Origin of the sequence: Streptomyces sp. BA2, from assembly GCF_009769735.1 — a bacterium.
Taxonomy (GTDB): domain Bacteria; phylum Actinomycetota; class Actinomycetes; order Streptomycetales; family Streptomycetaceae; genus Streptomyces.
Map to the genome: position 1 here is coordinate 7,606,052 of NZ_WSRO01000002.1, position 21,423 is coordinate 7,627,474.

The following is a 21,423-nucleotide window of genomic DNA, read 5'->3' on the forward strand; positions in this document are numbered from 1 at the left end:
TGATCGATCAGTGCAGGTCAGAGGGTGTGACGGCATGACGAAGGGGGCGCTACCCGTGGGTAGCGCCCCCTTAAAAGCCGAGGACAAAGAGGCCGAGAACGGGATCTATGACTCCCGCAACGAGCGGGATCTATGACTCCCGCAACGCCTTCTCGATCGTCCGCATGATCTCGTCGAGCGGTGCGTCCGTCCGGGCCACGGTGACCAGGACATCGCCTCCGGTGCTCACCGAGGCCGCCGGAGCGGTGGTGGTGTCACGCCCCGCCCCGATGCCCGAACCGAAGGTCCTGCGGACGATGGCGAAGGCATGGTCCAACTGGGTCTCCACGTCGCCCTGGCCGCCCGCGCGCAGCCACCGCCGAAGGACGTGGTTGTGCGCGGTCACCACCGCCGACGCCGCGACCTCCGCCAGGAGGGGGTCGTCGTTGCCGTCGTGATGCGCCTGCTCGTCGAAGTGGCCCAGGAGATAGCGCGTGAAGAGCCGTTCGTAGCGGGCCACCGAGGCGATCTCCCGCTCGCGCAGCGTGGGCACCTCGCGCGTCAGGCGGTAGCGCTCGACGGACACCGCGGGCGAGGCCGCGTACATCTTCATGACTTCCTTGATGCCACGGCACACCGTGTCGAGCGGGTGCTCGTGCGGCGGCGCCGCGTTGAGCACCGCTTCCGCCCGGATCAAGGTGTCGTCGTGGTCCGGGAAGATCGCCTCTTCCTTGGAGCGGAAGTGGCGGAAGAAGGTCCGGCGGGCGACACCGGCCTGCGCGGCGATCTCGTCGACCGTCGTCGCCTCGTACCCCTTGGACGCGAAGAGCTCCATCGCGGCCGCCGCCAGCTCCCGGCGCATCTTGAGGCGTTGGGCGGCGGCGCGGCTGCCGGCCGCGCTCTCCGGAGCGTCGGGCGTAGCGGGCGTACGTGAGGACTTGGCGGCCTTGGGCATGACCCGAACGTACTGCATATGCGCAGCCGAGTGCTCCTGTGGGACGGGGCTGCCCGAAGGGTCGAGCAGCCCGCCCCAGTCCGTGCGCGGTCTGTCTTCAGGTGCGCCCCCGTCCGACCCCGGCTTACCGTCGGGCATATTCGCGGAAGCCGCGGCCGGTCTTGCGGCCGAGGCAGCCCGCGGCCACCAGGTGTTCGAGCAGGGGAGCGGGGGCCAGGCCCGGGTCGCGGAACTCGCGGTGCAGGACCTTCTCGATGGCGAGCGAGACGTCCAGGCCGACGACGTCCAGGAGCTCGAAGGGGCCCATGGGGTAGCCGCCGCCGAGCTTCATCGCGGCGTCGATGTCGTCGAGCGTCGCGTAGTGCTCCTGGACCATCTTGATCGCGTTGTTGAGGTAGGGGAACAGGAGCGCGTTCACGATGAAGCCCGCGCGGTCGCCGCAGTCCACGGGGTGCTTCTTGATGGTGGCGCAGACCTGGCGGACCGTCGCGTGCACGTCGTCGTCCGTGAGGACCGTGCGGACCACCTCGACCAGCTTCATCGCAGGTGCCGGGTTGAAGAAGTGCATGCCGATCACGTCGCCGGGACGCGAGGTGGCGCGGGCGCAGGCGACGACCGGCAGGGACGAGGTGGTGGTCGCCAGGATCGCGCCCGGCTTGCAGACCTTGTCGAACGCCGCGAACAGCTGCTGCTTGATCTCCAGGTCCTCGGCGACCGCCTCAAGCGCCAGATCGACGTCGGCGAACGCGTCGTACGTACCGGCGGGAACGATCCGGTCCAGGGTCTTGGCCGCGGTCTCCGCCGTCATCCGCCCCTTGTCGACAGAGCGCGAAAGCGACTTGGCGATACGGGACTTGGCCTTCTCCGCCTTCTCCTCGCTGCGCGCGGCGAGCACCACGTCGTAGCCCGCCTTGGCGAAGACCTCGGCGATGCCGGAGGCCATGGTCCCTGATCCCGCGACGCCGACCGAGCGGATGGTGCGCCCGCCGCTCTGCCGCCCGTCCTCGGGCGGGGTCAGCGCGTCACGCACGACGACCGAACTGCCCGGCTCCTCGTACGAGTAGAAACCGCGCCCCGTCTTCCGGCCGGTCAGGCCCGCCTCGCTGAGCTGCTTGAGGATCGGGGCGGGCGCGTGCAGGCGGTCCTGGGACTCGGAGTACATCGCGTCGAGAACCGTGCGGGCGGTGTCGACGCCGATCAGGTCGAGCAGGGCGAGGGGGCCCATCGGCAGTCCGCAGCCCAGCCTCATCGCGGCGTCGATGTCCTCGCGGGACGCGTACTTCGCCTCGTACATCGCCGCTGCCTGGTTGAGGTAGCCGAACAGCAGGCCGTCGGCGACGAAACCGGGCCGGTCGCCGACCGCGACGGGCTCCTTGCCGAGCGCGTACGCGAGGTCGGTGACGGAGGCGACGGCCGCGGGCGCGGTCAGGACGGACGAGACCACCTCGACGAGCTTCATCGCCGGGGCCGGGTTGAAGAAGTGCAGGCCGAGCACCCGCTCGGGGCGCGCCGACTCGGCGGCGAGACGGGTCACGGACAGCGCGTTCGTGCCGGTCGCGATGATCGTCTCGGGGCGCACGACGCCGTCGAGTTCGCGGATGATCTGCTGCTTGATCTCGTACGACTCCGGGGCGACCTCGATCACCAGATCGGCGTCGGACGCGGCCTGGAGGTCGGTGAAGGTGCGGACGCGGGCGAGCGCGTCACGGCGCTCGTCCTCGGTGAGCTGCTCACGGCGCACGGCCCGCGCGGTGGACGACTCGATGGCGGCGACGGCCTGGGCGCCCGCGGCCTCGCTGATGTCGATGCCGATGACCTCGCGTCCCGCGCGGGCCAGGACCTCGGCGATGCCGGTGCCCATCGTGCCGAGACCGATCACGGCGACGGTGTTCAAGGGAGTGTCCATGCGTGGACTCCAGGAAGTGAGTGACGACTGAGGGGCGCACGCGGTGCGCGGCAACGGCGGCGCGGCGTACGGAAGATGAGCTGCTGCGTGTCGTGACCGGGCGGCGAAGCGCGCACGCCCGTGAGGAGTCGACCGGCTCTGTCCCGGAGCCGCGTCGTACTGGATGAGCTGAGGTGCTCGAAGCACCGAACCGACAGACACTCACGACGGCTGCGTCACCAGGCCGCCATGAGGAGGGGTACTGCTCACGGGGAGTGTGCCCCGCTCACATGAGACTAACCGGCGAGTAGTGAGCGCGCCAGTCCCCAGGGTTTGTGATCTACATCGCGGATAGGCTCCCCGTCATGGACGTGGAGTTGCGCACGGTGACGGAACGCTTACGCCGCGAGGCAGGAGTCTCGGAGAGTTACGAGAGGCTGGTCGCGACCGGCGATGTGGAGGAACTGGCGGAGGTGCTCGCCGCGGCGGGTCAGCCACTGTGGGCACGGGAGCTCGCGGCGGTCCGGCTCGGCGCCGCCGGGGACAGCCGGGCCTTCGAGTCCCTGGTGCTGCTCCTCAACCACCGGGATCCCTCGCGCTGCGCCGCCGCCGCGTACGCCCTGGCCAGGCTGGGTGATCCGCGTACGGCACGGGCGGCAGCCGCCCTGGCCACCAATGAGCTGCGCGTCGCCTACGCCCTCCACCCGGTGCGTCTGCTCACCGAGCTGCGCGCGCCCGAGTCGGCGCCCGCCCTCATCACCACGCTGAAGCGCAGACTGGCCCCGCACGATCCGTACGGGAAGATCGCCCTCGCGTGTGTGGAGGGCCTGGGAGCGCTGGGGGACCCACGGGCCCGCCCCGTCCTGACGCAGGCCTGCGGCTATCCACGACTCGCAGCGGCGGCGTCCGCGGCCCTGGCCCGCCTGCCGGGCTAGAGGATGGCGTACGCCTCGATCTCCATCAGGAACTGCGGCGAGACCAGCGCGGAGACCTGGACCGCCGATGCGGCGGGGAGGCGCGCCGGGTCCATGTGCGTGTCCCGGGCGGCCCGTACGGCGGGCATGTACGCCATGTCCGTGACGTAGTACGTCAGCTTCACGACGTCCCGGAAGCTGCCGCCCGCGGCCACGAGGCAGTGCCTCAGATTGTCGAACACCTGCCGTGCCTGCGCCGCCGGGTCGCCCTCGCCGACGAGCTGCCCCTCCTTGTCCAGGGGGAGTTGACCGGCTATCGCCACGAAGCGGCCCGTCCCCATCACCACGTGCGTGTACTGGGTGGCGGGGAAGACGCCGTCGGGGGCGTTGATGTGGGTCAGTCGGCTCATGTGCCCATCCTGGACCATGGGTTCAGAGCAGGGTGAGCTGAGTGCCGCCGGGTGAAGCGGGCTCGGGGGCGCGGATGCGGCGGGTGGCGCCCGCACGCGTGGGGCCGATGCCGAACTCCTCGGCCAGTTCGTGCACTTGCCGGGTGATCCGGCGCTGGTACCACTTGGGCGCGTAGGCGCCTTCCGCGTACAGACGTTCGTAGCGCCGCACGAGATACGGATGGTGCTGTTCCAGCCAGGCCATGAACCACTCGCGCGCTCCCGGCCGCAGATGCAGCACGAGCGGGGTCACGGAGGTCGCCCCCGACGCGGCGATGGCCCGTACGGTCGCCCGCAGTTGCTCCGGCCTGTCCCCGATGAACGGGATCACCGGCGCCATCAGGACCCCGCACCCGATGCCGTTATCGGTCAGCGTCCTTACGACGTCAAGCCGCCGTTCCGGAGCGGGCGTGCCCGGCTCGACGGTGCGCCACAGGTCCTGGTCGACGAAGCCGACGGATACGGAGATCCCGACGTCGGTGACGGCGGCGGCCTGCCGCAGCAGGCCGAGGTCCCGCAGGATCAGCGTGCCCTTCGTGAGGATGGAGAAGGGGTTCGCGTGATCGCGCAGGGCGGCGATGATCCCGGGCATGAGCCCGTAGCGGCCCTCGGCCCGCTGGTAGCAGTCGACGTTCGTGCCCATCGCGATGTGCTCGCCGTGCCAGCGGGGCGAGGCGAGCCGGCGGCGCACCAGGTCGGGGGCGTTGACCTTGACCACGATCTGACTGTCGAAGCCGAGCCCGGTGTCCAGGTCCAGATAGCTGTGCGTCTTGCGGGCGAAACAGTAGACGCACGCGTGCGTGCAGCCCCGGTACGGATTGACCGTCCATTCGAACGGCATGCGGGACGCTCCGGGCACCCGGTTCACGATCGTTCGGGCCCGGATCTCGTGAAAGGTGATTCCTGAGAACTCAGGTGTGTCGAAGGTCCTCGTGGTGACCGCGTCCGCGCCGAACAGCGCGGCATCCGCGACATCCCGTGACGGCCCGTCGGCGAGGTTCTCCCAGCGCATGACGCCTCCTCGGTAGCACTGACCACAGAATAGAACACATGTTCCCTTGATCGTGCGACCCGGTAGCGAACCGGTGGCGACCGGGTCCCTCGGCGACCCCGATTTGAGGGCCCGGCACGCAGGGTGGTTGGCTTCCGGGGATCACCCTGAACAACCGAGTGCTGGAGGAAGTGCCATGGCGCAGGTCGAGGCGACCACGGAGCGGATCATCACGGCGCAGCCGGAGGACGTCTTCGACGCGCTCGCCGACTACGAAGGCACGCGTCCGAAGATCCTGTCGGAGCACTTCAGCGAGTTCGAGGTGCGTGAGGGAGGCGACGGCGAGGGGACGCTCGTCCACTGGAAGCTGCAGGCCACCAGCAAGCGCATCCGGGACTGCCTCCTGGAGGTCAGCGAGCCGACCGATGGCGAGCTCGTCGAGAAGGACCGCAACTCCTCCATGGTCACCACCTGGACCGTGACCCCTGCGGGCGAGGGCAAGGCGCGCGTGGTCGTCTCCACCGTGTGGAACGGCGCGGGCGGCATCGGCGGCTTCTTCGAGAAGACCTTCGCGCCCAAGGGGCTCGGGCGGATCTACGACGAGGTGCTCGGCAAGCTCGCCGCCGAGGTCGAGAAGTAGGCCGCACCTGACCGGCCCTCAACTCCGGTAACCCATAAGGGTTGTTGTCACGCTCACCGTTTCGAGTGGTTTTCTGTTCGGGCCAGTTGTACGGCGTAGGGCTCCTACCGGCGCATACGTGTGCCGGGCCCCGTGCGGGGGCGACTCGTCGCGCTTGCTCGCAGTTGTCGCGTAATGCGAGAAATGCGGCGCAGGCGCAGACGAGGGGAGCAGGACGTGGGCGGCACGACGCTGGTGAAGGGCGCCGAGCAGGGGGACTTGGCGGTGGCCGTGGTGCCTCCGGGCGTCGCGGAGGCGCCACCGCCCGGGGAGCACGTGTCGGCGGCGGCAGGGCTCAGCCCCGGACGCGTCCGGATGGTCTTCGTCGGGCTCATGCTCGCCCTGTTGCTCGCCGCCCTGGAGCAGATGATCGTCGCCACCGCGCTCCCGAAGATCGTCGGTGAGCTGCACGGCCTGGACAAGATGTCCTGGGCGATCACCGCCTATCTGCTCACGTCCACGATCGGCTTGCCCATCTACGGCAAGCTCGGGGATCTCTTCGGGCGCAAAGGCGTCTTCCAGTTCGCGATTCTCATCTTCATCATCGGCTCCGCGCTTGCCGGTTGGTCGCGCACGATGGACCAGCTCATCGCCTTCCGCGCCCTCCAGGGCGTCGGCGCGGGCGGCCTCATGATCGGCGTACAGGCGATCATCGCGGACATCGTCCCGCCCCGGGAGCGCGGCCGCTACATGGGCCTGATCGGCGCCGCGTTCGGCCTCGCGTCGGTCGCGGGACCGCTGCTCGGCGGGTTCTTCACCGACCACGTCACCTGGCGCTGGTGCTTCTACTTCAACGTGCCCTTCGGCCTCGTCACCTTCGCCGTCGTCAGCTTCGGTCTCAAGCTGCCCAAGCCCACCGCGAAGGCCCGACTCGACGTGATCGGCGCGTTGTTGCTGGCCTCCGCCTCCACCTGCCTTGTGCTCCTGACCAGTTGGGGCGGCACCGAGTACGCGTGGGGATCGCGCGTCATCCTCGGGCTCGCAGCCGGAGCCGTCGCCTCGGTCGTACTCTTCCTCGTCGCCGAACACTTCGCCGCAGAACCGATCATCCCGCTGCGCCTGTTCCGTGATTCGGTCTTCAACGTCACCGGCCTCGTGGGCGTGGTCGTAGGCATCGCCCTCTTCGGTGCGGCCAGTTACCTGCCGACCTTCCTCCAGATGGTCGACGGCGCGAGCGCCACCGAGTCCGGACTGCTCATGCTGCCGATGATGGGCGGCATCGTCGGCGCCTCCATCCTCTCCGGCCAGCTCATCAGCCACACCGGCCGCTACAAGATCTATCCGGTCATCGGCGGCATCCTGTCCGTCATCGGCATGTGGCTGCTCTCCCGGCTCGAAGCCGACACACCCCGGCTGCACTACAGCATCTGGATGGCCGTGCTCGGCGCGGGAGTCGGCCTCGTCATGCCCGTGCTCATCCTCGCCGTGCAGAACGCGGTACGTCCGTCCGACCTCGGCACGGCCACCAGCGCCAACAACTACTTCCGGCAGATCGGCGGCAGCGTCGGCGCCGCGGTCTTCGGCACGCTCTTCGCCGACCGGCTCGCGGACTCCCTCGCCGACCGCATCCCGGCCGGGGCCGGCCTTCCGGACCCCGAGGCCATCACCCCGCAGCTCGTCCACGCGATGCCCGCCCCGCTGCGCGAGGGCTACATCCAGGCGTACGCCGACGCGATGCCCCGCATCTTCCTCTACCTGGTGCCGGTGCTCGCCCTCGGCATGCTGATCACCTTCTTCCTCAAGGAGACTCCCCTGTTGTCCAGCGCAGCGTCCCAGGACGCCCCCACGGCCGAGCCCACGCCCATCCCCCAGGCCCGTACGTCGTACGCCGCCGGGGTGCCCGTCTGCGGCACCGTGCAGCACCCGGACGGCACCGTGGTGCCCCGCGCCGCCCTGACCCTCATCGACGTCGGGGGCCGGCAGATCGGCCGCGGCGCGAGCGGCGACGACGGGCGGTACGCGCTCTCCACGCCGGGCGCGGGATCGTTCGTCCTGATCGCGGCCGCGGGCGGCCACCAGCCGCAGGCGGTCACCGTCACCGTCGGCGAGCGCCCCGTGGAGCTCGACGTGGTGCTCGGCGGCGCGGGACGCCTGGCCGGCAGCGTGGTCACCGCCGACGGGACTCCGGTCAGGGACGCCGCGGTGACCCTCACCGACGTCCGCGGGGAGGTCGTCGCCACCACCCGCAGCGGACGCGAAGGCGGCTATGTGATCACGGAGTTGGTGGCCGGCGAGTACACCCTGGCCGCCAGCGCCCCCGCCTTCCGCCCGGCTGCCCTGCCCGTCACCGTGCAGGCGGCCCGCGAGACCCGGCAGGACGTCGAGCTCGCGGGCGGAGCCGTCCTGCGCGGAACCGTGCGGGCCAGCGGCGGCCGACCGGTGGAGGACGCCCGCGTGACGCTGCTCGACGCGGCGGGCAACGTCGTGGACACCCTCACGACCCGGGAGGACGGCACCTTCCGGTTCATCGATCTGTCGTCCGGCGAGTACACGGTCATCGCCGCGGGCTACCCACCGGTGGCGACCGTGCTCCAGGTCGCGGGCGGGGGGCGCACGGAACGGGATCTCCAGCTGGGCCACGAAGACTGAGCCCTGGCCGGCCCCTGTATCGAGGGGCGTAGGGAAAATACCCGCCGGAGGCGCCCCCGTGGCTCCCAATTCCCCCATTGCCCCGCACGGCAACCTGTACCGGCCGTACGGTGGTTGGGGCGGCGCAGGTCTTCGCGGTGCCGCCGGAAGGAGCGTTGGCCATGGAATACGGCACCCCGGACGGACCGGTGGCGCAGCACGCCGTGGCCGGCCGGATCCCCCTCGCCGTGGTCGTGATCGACGCCGCGGGCCTTGTCTCGCACTGGAGCACCGGCGCGCGGAAGCTGTTCGGGTACGCGAAGGAGGAGGCCGTCGGAAGCCCGGCGGGCGACCTGCTTCCGGTGGCGGGCGCGATCCCCGAGGAACACGCGAACTACGGCGAGTACGACGGCCTGGGCCCCGACCTGGAGACCTCCCTCGACGGACGCATCTCGTACCCCGCCGCCGGGCGCGCACGCCTTTCCGTGCCCGGCGGCGAAGACCACCGGGTGGACGTCCTGTGGTGGGCGTACCCCCTCGTCGGCCCCGGCCCTGAGCGGCTGCTCGTGCTCGCGGCGGACGCCTGCCGGCTGGCCGACGACGACCGTGAGCCGGGCCAGGTCGAGCGGATAGCACCGGGGTTCGCCCTGCACACGGACTTCCCCGGAGCCGACGAGCTGGCCGGCCGGCTGCCCGAGATCCTGCCCAGCATGAGCGTGGGCGAGAGCTCACGCATCGTGGCGCAGATCCTCGAACTGGGCTACCCCGTCTTGGAGTTCAGCAAGCACGACCGCGTGCCCGTCACCCCCGACTGGGGCGTGCCGCGGCGCGCCGAGCGCAAGGCGCGCAGGCTGCGTGCCCAGCAGGCCGCGGCCGATGGCGCCACGCCCCGGCCCGCCGCGTCCGACGAGGACGAGGACCTCGAGTACGCGGCGGTGCGCGAGCACCTGGAGTTCCTGAACGAGGTCAGCGGGCGCATCGGCTCCTCGCTCGACCTCTCGCAGACGATCATCGAGGTCAGCCGGGCCGTGGTACCGAGGTTCACGGACGTCGCGGGCACCTACCTGCGCGAACAGGTCGTCGCGGGCGAGGGCTTCCCCGAAGGGCCGCCGGACGAGACGACGCTGTGGCACCGGGTCGCCGTGGAGCACACGGACGAGCCCGGCCGCTGGGACGACGTCGTGCCCGTCGGCGAATCCATGCCGTTCCCGTCGCACACCCCGTTCTTCCAGTGCATGACGACCGGTGACCCTGTCCTCGTCCCGCGCATCACCGAGGAGATGGGCAACGCGATCGCCTCGCAGTTCGAGAAGCGCGACATCCGCCCGCTCATCAACCACCGCTCGATGCTCGTCGTACCGCTGAAGGCCCGCAATGTGGTGCTCGGATTCATGATCCTGCTGCGCCACCAGGAGCGGTCCGTCTTCAACGACATGGACCGCGTCACCGGCGCCGAACTCGCCGCCCGCGCGGGCCTCGTGCTCGACAACGCCCGCATGTACACCTACCAGGAGAGCGTCGCCGACACCCTCCAGGACAGCATGCTTCCGCACATCGAGCCGCGCATGACGGGCTGCGACATCGCCACGCGCTATCTGCCTGGCACGCTTCTCGGCCGGGTCGGCGGCGACTGGTTCGACTCCGTGAAACTGCCCGGATCGCGCACCGCGCTCGTCGTCGGCGACGTGATGGGCCACGGCCTCAACTCGGCGGCGATGATGGGCCAGTTGCGCACCGCCGTACAGACCATGGCCGCCCTGGACCTGCCGCCCGCCCAGCTCCTGCGCAACCTCGACGACCTGGCACAGCGGCTCGGCGAGCACTACCTCGCGACGTGTCTGTACGCGGTCTACGACCCCATCGCGAGCGAGCTGCACCTCGCCAACGCGGGACACATCCCGCCCGTGCTCGTCCGCGCCGACGACGGCCGCAGCGAACTCCTCGACCTGCCGACAGGGGCACCCATCGGTGTGGGAGGCGTGCCCTTCGAGGCGGTCACCGTACGCGTCGCACCCGGTGACCGGCTCCTGATGTGCACCGACGGCCTCGTCGAGGTCCGCGGCGAGGACATCGGTGTCGGCCTCGCCACGCTCACCGAGTCCGCGGCCCACCCGGCCGCCTCCATGGACGACGCCTGCGACACCATCATCCGCGCGCTCGCTGTGACATTTGCTGACGCGGGGCGCGGCGGACGCAAGGACGACGTGGCCCTCCTGATGGCACGCCTGAACGGCGTCGCGGACGAGGACGTCGCGAGCTGGCGGCTCGCGCTCGACCCGAGTGAGGTCAGCAGGGCGCGCGAGCTGGTCCGCGACCAGCTGCCCGCCTGGTCCCGCGACGACCTCACCGAGACCGCCGAGCTTCTGGTGAGCGAGCTCGTCACCAACGCCGTACGGCACTCGCGCGGCGGCCGCGTCGAGCTGCGCCTTGTCCGCTCCGGGGCCACGCTGATCTGCGAGGTCGAGGACGACGACCACACCCTGCCCACGCTCCTGAGCGCGGGCCCGGGCGACGAGTTCGGGCGCGGACTGCGGATCGTCAGCGTGCTCGCCAAGGAGTGGGGGACAAGCCGTACGGCCTCCGGCAAGACCGTGTGGTTCGAGCTGGGGCCGCCGCGCGGCAAGTGATTGATGGCGCCGGTGACTTGTCCCCGCTCCCAGGGCGCGGTAGACCGATCTTGCCGTCGGCTTCGGCGGTCGTCGTCGCATCCTGGGGAGCTGGGCATGAGCGTCACGAGTCGGTACAGAGAGGCGTGGGAGGGGTTCTGGCGGGAGGCTCCCGGCGAACCGGGGGCGGTCTTCTGGGACGCCGAACCCGCGCTCACCGTCGGCATCCACCTCTCCCTCTTCGAACCGCACTTGGCGGCCGCGGGCCTGCCCGTCGTGGACCTCGGCTGCGGCAACGGCACCCAGACCCGCTTCCTCGCCGACCGCTACCCCCGCGTCCTTGGCGCCGACCTGTCCGCGGCCGCCCTGCGGCACGCACGGAACGCCGACCCGGCGGGACAGGTGGAGTTCCGGCAGGTCGACGCCGCGGAGAAGGCGGAGGCCGAGCAGCTGCACGCGGAACTCGGCGACGTGAACGTCTATATGCGCGGGGTGCTCCACCAATGCGATCCCGATGACCGCCAGCCGCTCGTCGACGGCATCGCGGCGCTGCTCGGCGAGCGCGGCAGAGCGTTCGTCGTCGAGCTCGCCGAGTCCGCGGGGACGGTCCTGAAGGGCCTCGCCCAGAGCCCCGACGGCCCGCCGCCGAAGCTGGCGCCGGTGTTCGCGCACGGCATCGCGCCGGGCGAGGTCGAGGACGCCGCGGTGCCGGAGTTCGTCACGGCGGCGGGCCTCACAGTGCTCGATAGGGGTGAACTGCCGCTCATGACCACCGAGTTCATGCCGGACGGGACGCGGATCGAACTGCTGTCGAAGTGGCTGGTGGCGGGGCGCACAGGGTGAGCCCTTCCGACGGCAAGCAGGGCGGACGACTGCCGACGTGCCCGTAACCCCGGCCTGTGCAAGGATCACGGACGGGGGCTCGTACGCCGATGGAGCCGCGCCATGCCGAGCGATGCAGCCGACCGCCACAGCCCTGGCCGGGCGGGCCGGGCGCGCCGGGAGGGCCGGGCGGACTGGATGAACTGGGCCGACGGTGTGCCGCCCGCGGCCGGAGCCGTGGTCATGGCCACTGCCGTGCTCTCCGTCGGACTGCACCTGCTCGGCGTGGAGTGGGCCTCGCTGGCGCTGCTCGTGGTCGCGGGGCTGATCTGGGTGTTCCTCGCCACCGTCTTCGTACGGCATCTGCTGACCGAACGGGATCGCTGGCACCGCGAGATCGACACTCCGCCCGCACTGACCGCCGTCGCCGCGACGGCGGTCCTCGGCACCCGCCTCTCCTTGCTCGGACACGACACCGTGTCGGTGGCGCTGCTCTGCCTCAGCGTGCTGCTCTGGCCGGTGCTCATGTCCCACGTCATCCGCCACTGGCAGAGCAGGGTGCCCGGCGCCGCCTACCTGGTGTGCGTGGCCACCCAGGCCATCGTCGTCCTCGCCGCCACCGTGGCCACCGCCGACCGGCAGGCATGGCTGATGTGGCCCGCACTCGTCCTCTTCGTCATCGGCCTTGTCCTGTACGGCGTGGTGCTGCTCCGCTTCGACTTCCGCCAACTCGTCACCGGTCAGGGCGACCACTGGATCATCGCCGGGGCCATGGCCATCTCCGCCCTGGCCGGATCGAAGCTGGTCGCCGCCGCGGTGCCGGACGGCGCGTTGCGCTGGGCGACCCCGGCCCACGACGTCCTGCGGACCGTCACCCTCGTGGTGCTCGGCCTCGCCTTCGCCTGGTACGCGCTGCTCGTCGTCTGTGAACTGCGGTGGCCACGCCTCCACTACGACGTACGCCGCTGGGCCACCGTCTTCCCTCTCGGCATGACCGCCGTCGCCGCGCTCTCCGCCTCCACGGCCGCGGACGTCCCGGCGCTCTGGACCTGCGGGAAGGCGTTGCTCTGGCCGGCGCTCGCGGTCTGGGCCGTGGTCGCGGCCGGCGCGGTGCGCGACGTCCGTGCGGCGCGCGACCGTGCCGGGACCCCGGCCCCCGCCGGCCTCAGAGCGCCGCGGTGACGGCCCCCGGCACCACGCTCCGGGGATCTCCCTGCGCCACGTCACGCGCCGCCTCGCGGGCGGTCCTCGCGAACGTCTCGATCGTCCCCGTGCCGTGGCCTGCCCGCCAGACCAGGCCGTACCCGACCGGATCGGCGTCGGCGAAGGGCACGTAGGCCACTCCGGGCCGGGAGAAGTACGTCCCGGTGTGCGCGGGAGCCAGGAAGGCGCCCTTGCCGCCCGCGGCCATCATCAGCGCCTCCTGCATGTTGGTTACGCCCGGACCGCGCCCGATCGGCCTGCCGGACGGGGTGCGCGAGGGGACGTGGTGCTCCAGCCAGTAGTCGGGCACCTCGCCCTCGATCGTCAGGAGCGGCACGTCGGCCAGATCCTCCAGGGACACCGAGTCCCGCCCGGCCAGCGGATGCGCCGAAGCGATCGCGAGGACGCGCTCCTCCGCGAGCAGCGCGGGGCCGCCGCCCAGGTCCTCCTCGCGCACCGGGAACTCCGTGAGCTGCACGTCGAACTCGCCCTTGCGCAGCTGCCCGTACGGATCGCCGAGCGGCACCTCGCAGATCTCCACGGCGAGCCCCGGGTGGCTCACGCGCAGCGCCTCCGTCGCCCGCATCACGATCTCGCCGGCCAGCGGATTGGCGAAACCGACGTGCAGCACGCTGTCGATGCCCCGCGCGGTGGCCGCGGCCCTCTCGACGGCGGCGTCGATGGCCCGGTGGTGCGGTTCCAGGTCGTCGCGGAGCTGGCGGCCGAGCGCGGTGAGGCCGACGCGACGGCTGGTGCGGACGAACAGCGGTGCGCCGACGCGGCGTTCAGTGCGCTGGATCAGCTGGCTCACCCGGGCGCGGGAGAGCCGCATGCGCTCGGCGGTCCTGCCGAAGTGCAGCTCCTCGGCCAGGAGCAGAAAGCACTCCAGTTCATCGCGTTCCATCGACGTCCCCCCAGGCAGCTCGGTTCCGGCTCGGATCGGTAAGCCTGGTTGAACGAACGTTGCGATCTTCGCCGTTGTTCCGCCCGTACGCCCTGACCGAGGGTGAGTGAGTCGGGAAATCCCCGGCAGCATCGATGAATCGGCGGAGAACAGACGTGAGTTCGCAACGAGAATCATCAGCCGGGGAGCCCGGCGCTTCCCCGGTCGCCACCTCCCCCGTCACCTTCAAGCCCCGTGAGTGGGGCGTCCTGCTCGTCCTGTGCGGCGCGATCTTCCTCGAAGGCATCGACGTCGCCATGCTGAACGTGGCCCTGCCGTCCATCCGCGCCGACCTGGGCCTGTCCACCGGCTCCCTGCAGTGGGTCATGAGCGCCTACGTCCTCGGCTACGGCGGCTTCATGCTGCTCGGCGGCCGTGCGGCCGACCTCTTCGGGCGCCGTCAGATGTTCGTCTTCTGGCTCTCCGTCTTCCTGGTCTTCTCCGGGCTCGGCGGCTTCGCCACCGAGGGCTGGACACTGATCGTCGCCCGGTTCGTCACCGGCGTCGCCGCGGCCTTCATGACCCCGGCGGGCCTCTCCATCATCACCACCGGCTTCGAGGAGGGCCCGCGCCGCAACAAGGCGCTGCTCTTCTACTCCGGCACCGCCGCGGGCGGCTTCTCCATCGGCCTGGTCGTCGGCGGTCTGCTCACCGCGATCGGCTGGCGCTGGGTCTTCTTCGTGCCCGTCGTGCTCTCCGCCCTGATCCTGGCCGCCGCGCTCGCCTACGTCCCGAAGTCCCCGCGCCCCGACCGCACCGGGCAGAGCGTCGACCTGGTGGGCGCCCTCACGGTCACCGCCGCCATCGTGCTGCTCGTCCTCGGTGTGGAGCGGGCCTCCCACGCGAGCGCCGCCGCCACGATCGGCACCCTCGCCGCCGGCCTCGCCCTCCTCGCCGTCTTCGTCGCCGCGGAGCGCCGCTCGGCCTCCCCGCTCGTGCGCCTCGGGATCTTCCGCAGCGGCGCCCTGGTCCGCGCCAACCTCGCGGGGCTCTTCTTCGCGGGCGGTTTCTTCGGGTTCCAGTTCCTGGTCGTCCTCTACCTCCAGGAGCTGCGGGACTGGTCCACGCTCCAGACCAGCCTCGCGATGATCGTCATCGGCGCCGACGCGGTGCTCTCGCCGACCGTCACCCCCAAGCTGGTCGAACGCTTCGGCAACGCCCGGGTGATCTTCGGCGGCCTGCTGCTCGCCGCGCTCTCGTACGCCCTGTTCCTGCCGGTCGGCGCCGACTGGACGTACCTGGCGATGTTCCCCAGCCTGATCATCCTCAGCCTCGGCTTCGCCCTCACCTACGGACCGCTCACCATCGTCGCCACCGAGGGCGTCAAGGCGGAGGAGCAGGGCCTGGCCGGCGGACTGCTCTACACCGCCTTCCAGTTCGGTGCCGCCCTCGGTCTCTCCACGGTCACCGCCGTCAACGTCTGGGCCACCACGTCGAGTTCACCCTCCGCGCTCCTCGACGGCTACCGCGCGGCCCTCTGGGTCCCGCTCGCGGCGGCCCTGCTCGCCGCGCTGATCAGCGCCTTCGGACTGCGCTCGAGGCCGGGCGCGGTGACGGCCTCCGGCGAACCCGCGGCCGGGCACACCCCCGAGATCCCCGCGACCCACTGATCCGCCACCCCACCCCGGCAAAGGAGCACCCGACATGCCCACCACCAAAGTCAGCGACTTCTCCGAAGTGCGGGACACGTTCTTCTCCTACGTACGCGACATCAAGTACGCCACGATGATCACCGTCGACCGCGCGAACCGCCCCCGGGCCCGCGTCCTGCTCCCCGTCTGGGAGATCGTCGACGGCCGTCCGGTCGGCTGGCTCGCCGCGTACAAGACCCCCGTCAAGACCGCCCACCTGGCCGACAACCCGCACACCACCTACTCCTACTGGAACCCCCGCCAGAACACCGTCCACGTCGATGCCCTCTCGGCCTGGGCCGACGACGAGGCCTCCCGGCACCACGCCTGGGACCTCTACACCCGGGGCGGGCCGCCCGGGGTGGGCTACGACCCGGTCCACTACTGGCGCGGCGGCCCGGACGATCCGGAGTACCACGTGATCCGCATCGACCCCTGGCGGATCCAGCTGGTCCGCGGATCGGATCTGCGCAGCACGCTCTGGCAACCGGCGCGCGACGCGGTCACCGGCGGATCTGGTCCAGAAGTTGGCGACCGCGTAGCGTGAGGCGGCATGAAGATCCTGATCAGCGCAGACATGGAGGGGGCCACGGGTGTCACGTGGCCGGCCGACGTGCTGCCCGGTACGCCACAGTGGGAGCGGTGCCGTTCGATGTTCACATCGGACGTCAACGCCGCTGTGCTCGGCTTCTTCGACGGGGGCGCCGACGAGGTGCTCGTCAACGAAGCGCACTGGACCATGCGCAATCTGCTCCTCGAGGACCTCGACGAGCGGGCCGAGATGCTCACCGGGCGGCACAAGTCCCTCTCCATGGTGGAGGGCGTCCAGCACGACGACGTGGACGGCATCGCCTTCATCGGCTACCACGCGGGCGCCGGCATGGAGGGGGTGCTCGCGCACACCTACCTCGCCAACTCGATCACCGGTGTGTGGGTCAACGGCGACCGGGCCAGCGAGGGGCTGCTGAACTCCCATGTCGTCGCTGAGTACGGTGTGCCCGTCGTCCTGGTCACCGGTGACGACCTGGCCTGCGAGGACGCCCTCGGCTATGCGCCGGGCGCGCTGAAGGTCGCCGTCAAGGACCACGTGTCGCGGTACGCGGCGGTCTGCCGCACCCCGCGGCGGACCGCCTCCGACATCCGGGCCGCGGCGAAGGCGGCGGCGCCGCTCGCGGTGCGCCGCGATCCGGTCCAGGGCGGCCCGTTCACCGTAGAGGTCGAATTCGACGCCGAGCATCTGTCCATGGCGTCCACCGTGGTGCCGGGCGTGCGGCGCACCGGCGAGCGGAAGATCGCGTACACCAGCGACACCATGTACGAGGGCATTCGTACGTTCAAGGCGGTCACGACGATCGCATCGGCGGCTGTGGAGGAACAGTATGGCTGAGGAGCAGCCGGGGCATCAGGCCACCGGACACGTCGACGGGCAGGCGCTCGACGAGGTCGTCCGGTTCACCTCCGAACTCATCCGCATCGACACCACGAACCGGGGCAGCGGCGACTGCCACGAGCGGCCGGCCGCCGAGTACGCCGCCGAGCGCCTCGCCGGAGCCGGGCTCGAACCGACGCTCCTGGAGCGGACACCGGGCCGTACGAACGTGGTCGCACGCATCGAGGGCACCGACCCCTCGGCCGACGCGCTGCTCGTGCACGGCCACCTGGACGTCGTGCCCGCCGAAGCGGCCGACTGGAGCGTGGCCCCCTTCTCCGGGGAGATCCGCGACGGTGTCGTGTGGGGCCGCGGCGCCATCGACATGAAGAACATGGACGCGATGATCCTGTCCGTGGTGCGCGGCTGGGCGCGCGCGGGGGTGCGGCCCCGGCGGGACATCGTGATCGCGTTCACCGCCGACGAGGAGGCGAGCGCCGAGGACGGGTCCGGGTTCCTCGCAGATCAGCACGCGCCGCTCTTCGAGGGATGCACGGAAGGCATCAGCGAGTCCGGCGCCTTCACCTTCCACGACGGCCGCGGCAATCAGCTCTACCCCATCGCGGCGGGGGAGCGCGGCACCGGGTGGCTCAAGCTGACCGCGCGCGGCAAGGCCGGCCACGGCTCGAAGGTGAACCACAACAACGCCGTGAGCAAGCTGGCGGCCGCGATCGCCCGCATCGGTGAACACCGCTGGCCGGTGCGGCTCACGCCGACGGTCCGGGCCTCCCTGACCGAACTGGCCGCGCTGTACGGGGAACAGGCCGACCTGGACAGGCCCGGGTTCGACATGGACGCGCTCCTGGAGAAGCTCGGCCCGGCCGCCGACCTCGTCGAGCCGACCGTGCGGGGCAGCGCCAACCCGACGATGCTGCAAGCCGGTTACAAGGTCAACGTGATCCCGGGGGAGGCCGTCGCCTACGTGGACGGCCGGTATCTGCCGGGTGGCGAGGAAGAGTTCGCCGCCACCCTTGACCGGCTCACCGGTGTGGACGTCGACTGGGAGTTCCACCACCGTGAGGTGGCGCTGCAGGCGCCGGTCCGCTCGTCGACGTACGCGAAGATGCGGGCAGCCGTCGAGGAGTTCGCACCCGAGGGACGGGTCGTGCCGTACTGCATGTCCGGCGGCACGGACGCCAAGCAGTACTCGCGACTCGGCATCACCGGCTACGGCTTCTCGCCGCTGAGGACACCGGAGGGCTTCGACTACCAAGCGCTCTTCCACGGAGTCGACGAGTGCGTGCCGGTCGACGCGCTGCACTTCGGCGTCCGCGTGCTCGACCGCTATCTGAGAACGGCCTAGGGAACACAACCGATCATGGGGGAAGAGAAGGACATGATGGAGACCCAGGCTTACGGATCATGGCCGTCGCCCATCGACGCGGCGCTCGCCGCCGCCCACGACGGCTCCCCGGGCCACGTGGGCTTCGTCGGGGACGAGGCGTGGTGGACCGAGCCGCGGCCCGCCGAAGGCGGCAGGCGCGCCCTGGTGCGGCGGCGTCCGGACGGCACGGAGGAGTCCGTGCTGCCCGAGCCGTGGAACGTGCGCAGCCGGGTCATGGAGTACGGGGGGCGTTCCTGGGCCGGGGCCGAGGGCAGTGACGGGCCGCTGGTCGTGTTCGCCAACTTCGCGGACCAGCGCCTGTACGCGTACGCGCCCGACACCCCCGGAGCCGTGCCGCGCCCGCTGACCCCGCTCTCCGACGTGGGCGGCGGCCTGCGGTACATCGACCCGTGCGTGCACCTGGACCGGGGCGAGGTCTGGTGCGTCCTGGAGGAGTTCACGGGGGAGGGGCCGACCGATGTGCGCAGAGTCGCCGTCGCCGTACCGCTCGACGGCTCGGCGGCCGGCGACCGCGCGGCGGTGCGCGAACTCTCCGACGACCGGCACCGGTTCATCACCGGGCCCCGCCTCTCACCGGACGGCGCCCGCGCGGCGTGGATCGCCTGGGACCACCCCCTGATGCCGTGGGACGGCACGGAGCTCCTGGTCGCCGAGGTCCGCGCGGACGGCACGTTCGGCGCGCCGCGCGTGTTCGCGGGCGGCCCGGAGGAGTCCATCGCGCAGGTGGAGTGGGCCGCCGACGGGCGCCTGCTCTTCGCGAGCGACCGCACGGGGTGGTGGAACCTCTACCGCGGTGACGCGTCCGACGGCGGGAGTTTCTCATCGGGACTGCCGGTCTGTCCGCGCGAGGAGGAGTTCGGCGGCCCGCTGTGGCAGATCGGCTCCGGCTGGTTCGCGCCCCTGGACAGCGGCCTCGTCGCCGTCGTGCACGGCAAGGGCGCCACCGCGCTCGGCGTGCTCGACCCGGAGACCGGCGAAGTCGTCGACGCGGCGGGCCCCTGGACCGAGTGGGCGGCGACCGTCGCGGTGAACGGCACCCGCACCGTCGGCGTCGCGGCGAGCCCCCGCAGCGCCTACGAGGTCGTGGAGCTGGACACCAGCACCGGCCGCGCCCGCGTGATCGGCGCCGCGCACGACGACCCGGTGGACACCGCGTACTACCCCGAGCCGCGCATCCGCACCTTCAGCGGCCCGGCGGGCCGCGAGATCCACGCACACGTCTACCCCCCGCACCACCCGGCGTGCATGGCCCCCGACGAAGAACTCCCGCCGTACGTGGTGTGGGTGCACGGCGGCCCCACAAGCCGCTCCCCGCTCGTGCTCGACCTGGAGATCGCCTACTTCACCTCGCGAGGCATCGGCGTCGCCGAGGTCAACTACGGCGGCTCGACCGGCTACGGCCGCGCGTACCGCAACCGTCTGCGCGAGCAGTGGGGCATCGTCGACGTCGAGGACTGCGCGGCCGTCGCCCTGGCCCTGGCCGACGAGGGCACCGCCGACCGCGACCGCCTCGCGATCCGCGGCGGCAGCGCGGGCGGCTGGACCACGGCCGCCTCGCTGACCACGACGGACGTGTACGCCTGCGGCACGATCATCTACCCCGTGCTCGACCTCACGGAGTGGGCGGCAGGCGGCACCCACGACTTCGAGTCGCGGTATCTGGACTCGATGATCGGGCCCTTCGACGAGGTGCCCACGCGGTACGTGGAGCGTTCCCCCGCCGAGCACGCCGACCGGGTCAGCGTGCCCTTCCTGCTGCTCCAGGGGCTCGACGACGTGATCTGCCCGCCCGAACAGGCCGAGCGGTTCGTCTCCGAACTGGAGGGGCGTGGCGTGCCGTATGCCTACATCGCCTTCGAGGGAGAGGGGCACGGATTCCGCCGCGCTGACACCCTGATCCGGGCCCTGGAGGCGGAACTCTCCCTGTACGCCCAGGTGTTCCGGCTGAAACTGTCCGGCGCCGCGCCCACCCTGGAGCTCGCCAAGTGATACCCCTGACGCGTCCCGCGCGGCTCACCCCCGGCGCGCGGGTCGCTGTCGTCGCGCCCAGCGGTCCCCTTCCGGAGGAGCGGCTCCAGACGGGGCTCGACATCCTGCGCGGCTGGGATCTGGAGCCGGTCGTCATGCCCCATGTCCTGGACGTGGACGGGCAGTTCGGCTACCTCGCGGGCACGGACGCCGACCGCGCCCGTGACCTCCAGGAGGCGTGGTGCGACCCTTCCGTCTCCGGGGTGCTCTGCGCGCGCGGCGGCTACGGCGCCCTGCGCATGGTGGAGTTGCTGGACTGGGCGGCGATGCGGGCGGCAGGTCCCAAAGTCTTCGTCGGCTACAGCGACATCACCACGCTGCACGAGGCGTTCGCGGCGCGGATGGGGCTTGCGACGCTGCACGGCCCGATGGTCGCGGCCCTCGACTTCCTCAAGAGTGCTCGTGCGCAGGAGCACTTGAGGGCCACGCTCTTCGCACCCGAGCAGGTGCAGGTGATCGCGTCGAGCGGAGCCGCGCTCGTGCCCGGCCGCGCGCGGGGCGTCACGCTCGGCGGCTGCCTCTCCCTGCTCGCCTCGGACATCGGCGCCCCTGAGGTGCGCGCGTCGGCGCGGGGCGGGCTGCTCTTCCTTGAGGACATCGGCGAGGAGGCGTACCGCATCGACCGCTACCTCACCCAACTCGCGCGCGCGGGCTGGCTGGAGGGGGTTCGCGGGGTCGCGCTCGGCTCGTGGGTGGACTGCGAGGCGTACGACACGGTGCGGGCGCTGCTGCTCGACCGCCTTGGCGGGCTCGGGGTGCCGATCGTCGAGGAGTTCGGGTTCGGGCACTGCGACGGGGCGTTGACGATTCCGTTCGGGGTGGCGGGTGAACTCGACGCTGACGCAGGGACGTTGACCCTTGACGTGCCCGCGCTGACGTGAGGCCGCACTCTCGCGGCCCGCGCTGAATCTCCGTCAATTCCCGGCGAGAAACTCCTGTCACGAGCGTTGACCCGCACCTGACACGTGTCACAGCATGACTCTGGCCGGTTACTTA

17 protein-coding genes are annotated in these 21,423 nt (G+C 71.2%); 12 read left to right on the forward strand and 5 right to left on the reverse strand.

The window, feature by feature from the left end; translation table 11 throughout:
• Window positions 1–130: 130 nt before the first annotated feature.
• Window positions 131–934: a TetR family transcriptional regulator gene (locus E5671_RS36815; protein ID WP_237330317.1), complete on the reverse strand. Its 804-nt coding sequence runs from the start codon at window positions 932–934 to the stop codon at window positions 131–133.
• A 124-nt stretch (window positions 935–1,058) separates the two neighbouring features.
• Window positions 1,059–2,840 carry a 3-hydroxyacyl-CoA dehydrogenase family protein gene (locus E5671_RS36820; RefSeq protein ID WP_160508261.1) on the reverse strand — a complete coding sequence of 594 codons (1,782 nt, stop codon included), beginning with the start codon at window positions 2,838–2,840 and terminating at the stop codon, window positions 1,059–1,061.
• Between the two features lie 344 nt (window positions 2,841–3,184).
• Between E5671_RS36820 and E5671_RS36825 the strand changes: the two genes are divergently transcribed.
• Entirely contained in the window at window positions 3,185–3,754 is a 570-nt protein-coding gene (locus E5671_RS36825; RefSeq protein WP_160508263.1) for an adenylosuccinate lyase, read from the forward strand.
• Here E5671_RS36825 and E5671_RS36830 read toward each other — a convergent pair.
• Both E5671_RS36830 and E5671_RS36835 read right to left on the reverse strand, forming a co-directional pair.
• Window positions 3,751–4,143, reverse strand: coding sequence for a RidA family protein (locus tag E5671_RS36830; protein ID WP_160508265.1), 393 nt, complete (start codon window positions 4,141–4,143; stop codon window positions 3,751–3,753). The two genes, E5671_RS36825 and E5671_RS36830, sit on opposite strands and share 4 nt — an antisense overlap.
• A gap of 22 nt (window positions 4,144–4,165) precedes the next feature.
• Entirely contained in the window at window positions 4,166–5,194 is a 1,029-nt protein-coding gene (locus E5671_RS36835; RefSeq protein WP_160508267.1) for an Rv2578c family radical SAM protein, read from the reverse strand.
• Between the two features lie 175 nt (window positions 5,195–5,369).
• Between E5671_RS36835 and E5671_RS36840 the strand changes: the two genes are divergently transcribed.
• The 5 genes from E5671_RS36840 (at window position 5,370) to E5671_RS36860 (ending at window position 13,030) form a co-directional block, all read left to right on the forward strand.
• Window positions 5,370–5,813, forward strand: coding sequence for an SRPBCC family protein (locus E5671_RS36840; protein ID WP_160508269.1), 444 nt, complete (start codon window positions 5,370–5,372; stop codon window positions 5,811–5,813).
• 216 nt (window positions 5,814–6,029) lie between these two features.
• The gene (locus E5671_RS36845; protein WP_443032749.1) at window positions 6,030–8,441 is read left to right on the forward strand and encodes an MFS transporter; all 2,412 of its coding nucleotides are present in this window, start codon (window positions 6,030–6,032) and stop codon (window positions 8,439–8,441) included.
• Between the two features lie 161 nt (window positions 8,442–8,602).
• The gene (locus E5671_RS36850) at window positions 8,603–11,047 is read left to right on the forward strand and encodes an ATP-binding SpoIIE family protein phosphatase (RefSeq protein ID WP_160508273.1); all 2,445 of its coding nucleotides are present in this window, start codon (window positions 8,603–8,605) and stop codon (window positions 11,045–11,047) included.
• Window positions 11,048–11,143: 96 nt separating this feature from the next.
• Window positions 11,144–11,869 carry a class I SAM-dependent methyltransferase gene (locus tag E5671_RS36855; RefSeq protein WP_160508275.1) on the forward strand — a complete coding sequence of 242 codons (726 nt, stop codon included), beginning with the start codon at window positions 11,144–11,146 and terminating at the stop codon, window positions 11,867–11,869.
• A 102-nt stretch (window positions 11,870–11,971) separates the two neighbouring features.
• On the forward strand, window positions 11,972–13,030 hold the full coding sequence (locus E5671_RS36860; RefSeq protein WP_160508277.1) for a tellurite resistance/C4-dicarboxylate transporter family protein: 1,059 nt from the start codon (window positions 11,972–11,974) through the stop codon (window positions 13,028–13,030).
• Here E5671_RS36860 and E5671_RS36865 read toward each other — a convergent pair.
• Window positions 13,014–13,955 carry a LysR family transcriptional regulator gene (locus E5671_RS36865; RefSeq protein ID WP_160508279.1) on the reverse strand — a complete coding sequence of 314 codons (942 nt, stop codon included), beginning with the start codon at window positions 13,953–13,955 and terminating at the stop codon, window positions 13,014–13,016. The two genes, E5671_RS36860 and E5671_RS36865, sit on opposite strands and share 17 nt — an antisense overlap.
• A gap of 155 nt (window positions 13,956–14,110) precedes the next feature.
• On the opposite strand from E5671_RS36865, the gene E5671_RS36870 reads away from it, so the two are divergent.
• The 6 genes from E5671_RS36870 to E5671_RS36895 are packed head-to-tail and all read left to right on the forward strand — an operon-like array spanning window position 14,111 to window position 21,308.
• The gene (locus E5671_RS36870) at window positions 14,111–15,604 is read left to right on the forward strand and encodes an MFS transporter (protein WP_443032750.1); all 1,494 of its coding nucleotides are present in this window, start codon (window positions 14,111–14,113) and stop codon (window positions 15,602–15,604) included.
• Window positions 15,605–15,638: 34 nt separating this feature from the next.
• Window positions 15,639–16,172 (forward strand): pyridoxamine 5'-phosphate oxidase family protein, encoded by a 534-nt coding sequence (locus E5671_RS36875; protein ID WP_160508283.1) that lies wholly within the window; start codon window positions 15,639–15,641, stop codon window positions 16,170–16,172.
• Window positions 16,173–16,178: 6 nt separating this feature from the next.
• Window positions 16,179–17,012, forward strand: coding sequence for a M55 family metallopeptidase (locus tag E5671_RS36880; protein WP_160508285.1), 834 nt, complete (start codon window positions 16,179–16,181; stop codon window positions 17,010–17,012).
• Window positions 17,005–18,357, forward strand: a complete 1,353-nt coding sequence (locus tag E5671_RS36885; RefSeq protein WP_160508287.1) for a M20/M25/M40 family metallo-hydrolase — start codon at window positions 17,005–17,007, stop codon at window positions 18,355–18,357. Before E5671_RS36880 ends, E5671_RS36885 begins: the two co-directional genes overlap by 8 nt.
• Window positions 18,358–18,393: 36 nt before the next feature.
• A complete protein-coding gene (locus E5671_RS36890) occupies window positions 18,394–20,388 on the forward strand; it encodes an LpqB family beta-propeller domain-containing protein (RefSeq protein ID WP_202122606.1) in 1,995 nt (664 codons plus the stop codon).
• On the forward strand, window positions 20,385–21,308 hold the full coding sequence (locus E5671_RS36895) for an LD-carboxypeptidase (protein ID WP_160508291.1): 924 nt from the start codon (window positions 20,385–20,387) through the stop codon (window positions 21,306–21,308). Before E5671_RS36890 ends, E5671_RS36895 begins: the two co-directional genes overlap by 4 nt.
• Window positions 21,309–21,423: the final 115 nt, after the last annotated feature.

Bases quoted from the DNA above. Each gene is read 5' to 3' on its own strand.
- E5671_RS36815 (WP_237330317.1), bottom strand. From the start codon at position 934: ATGCCCAAGGCCGCCAAGTCCTCACGTACGCCCGCTACGCCCGACGCT.
- E5671_RS36820 (WP_160508261.1), bottom strand. From the start codon at position 2,840: ATGGACACTCCCTTGAACACCGTCGCCGTGATCGGTCTCGGCACGATG.
- E5671_RS36825 (WP_160508263.1), top strand. From the start codon at position 3,185: ATGGACGTGGAGTTGCGCACGGTGACGGAACGCTTACGCCGCGAGGCA.
- E5671_RS36830 (WP_160508265.1), bottom strand. From the start codon at position 4,143: ATGAGCCGACTGACCCACATCAACGCCCCCGACGGCGTCTTCCCCGCC.
- E5671_RS36835 (WP_160508267.1), bottom strand. From the start codon at position 5,194: ATGCGCTGGGAGAACCTCGCCGACGGGCCGTCACGGGATGTCGCGGAT.
- E5671_RS36840 (WP_160508269.1), top strand. From the start codon at position 5,370: ATGGCGCAGGTCGAGGCGACCACGGAGCGGATCATCACGGCGCAGCCG.
- E5671_RS36850 (WP_160508273.1), top strand. From the start codon at position 8,603: ATGGAATACGGCACCCCGGACGGACCGGTGGCGCAGCACGCCGTGGCC.
- E5671_RS36855 (WP_160508275.1), top strand. From the start codon at position 11,144: ATGAGCGTCACGAGTCGGTACAGAGAGGCGTGGGAGGGGTTCTGGCGG.
- E5671_RS36860 (WP_160508277.1), top strand. From the start codon at position 11,972: ATGCCGAGCGATGCAGCCGACCGCCACAGCCCTGGCCGGGCGGGCCGG.
- E5671_RS36865 (WP_160508279.1), bottom strand. From the start codon at position 13,955: ATGGAACGCGATGAACTGGAGTGCTTTCTGCTCCTGGCCGAGGAGCTG.
- E5671_RS36875 (WP_160508283.1), top strand. From the start codon at position 15,639: ATGCCCACCACCAAAGTCAGCGACTTCTCCGAAGTGCGGGACACGTTC.
- E5671_RS36880 (WP_160508285.1), top strand. From the start codon at position 16,179: ATGAAGATCCTGATCAGCGCAGACATGGAGGGGGCCACGGGTGTCACG.
- E5671_RS36885 (WP_160508287.1), top strand. From the start codon at position 17,005: ATGGCTGAGGAGCAGCCGGGGCATCAGGCCACCGGACACGTCGACGGG.
- E5671_RS36890 (WP_202122606.1), top strand. From the start codon at position 18,394: ATGGAGACCCAGGCTTACGGATCATGGCCGTCGCCCATCGACGCGGCG.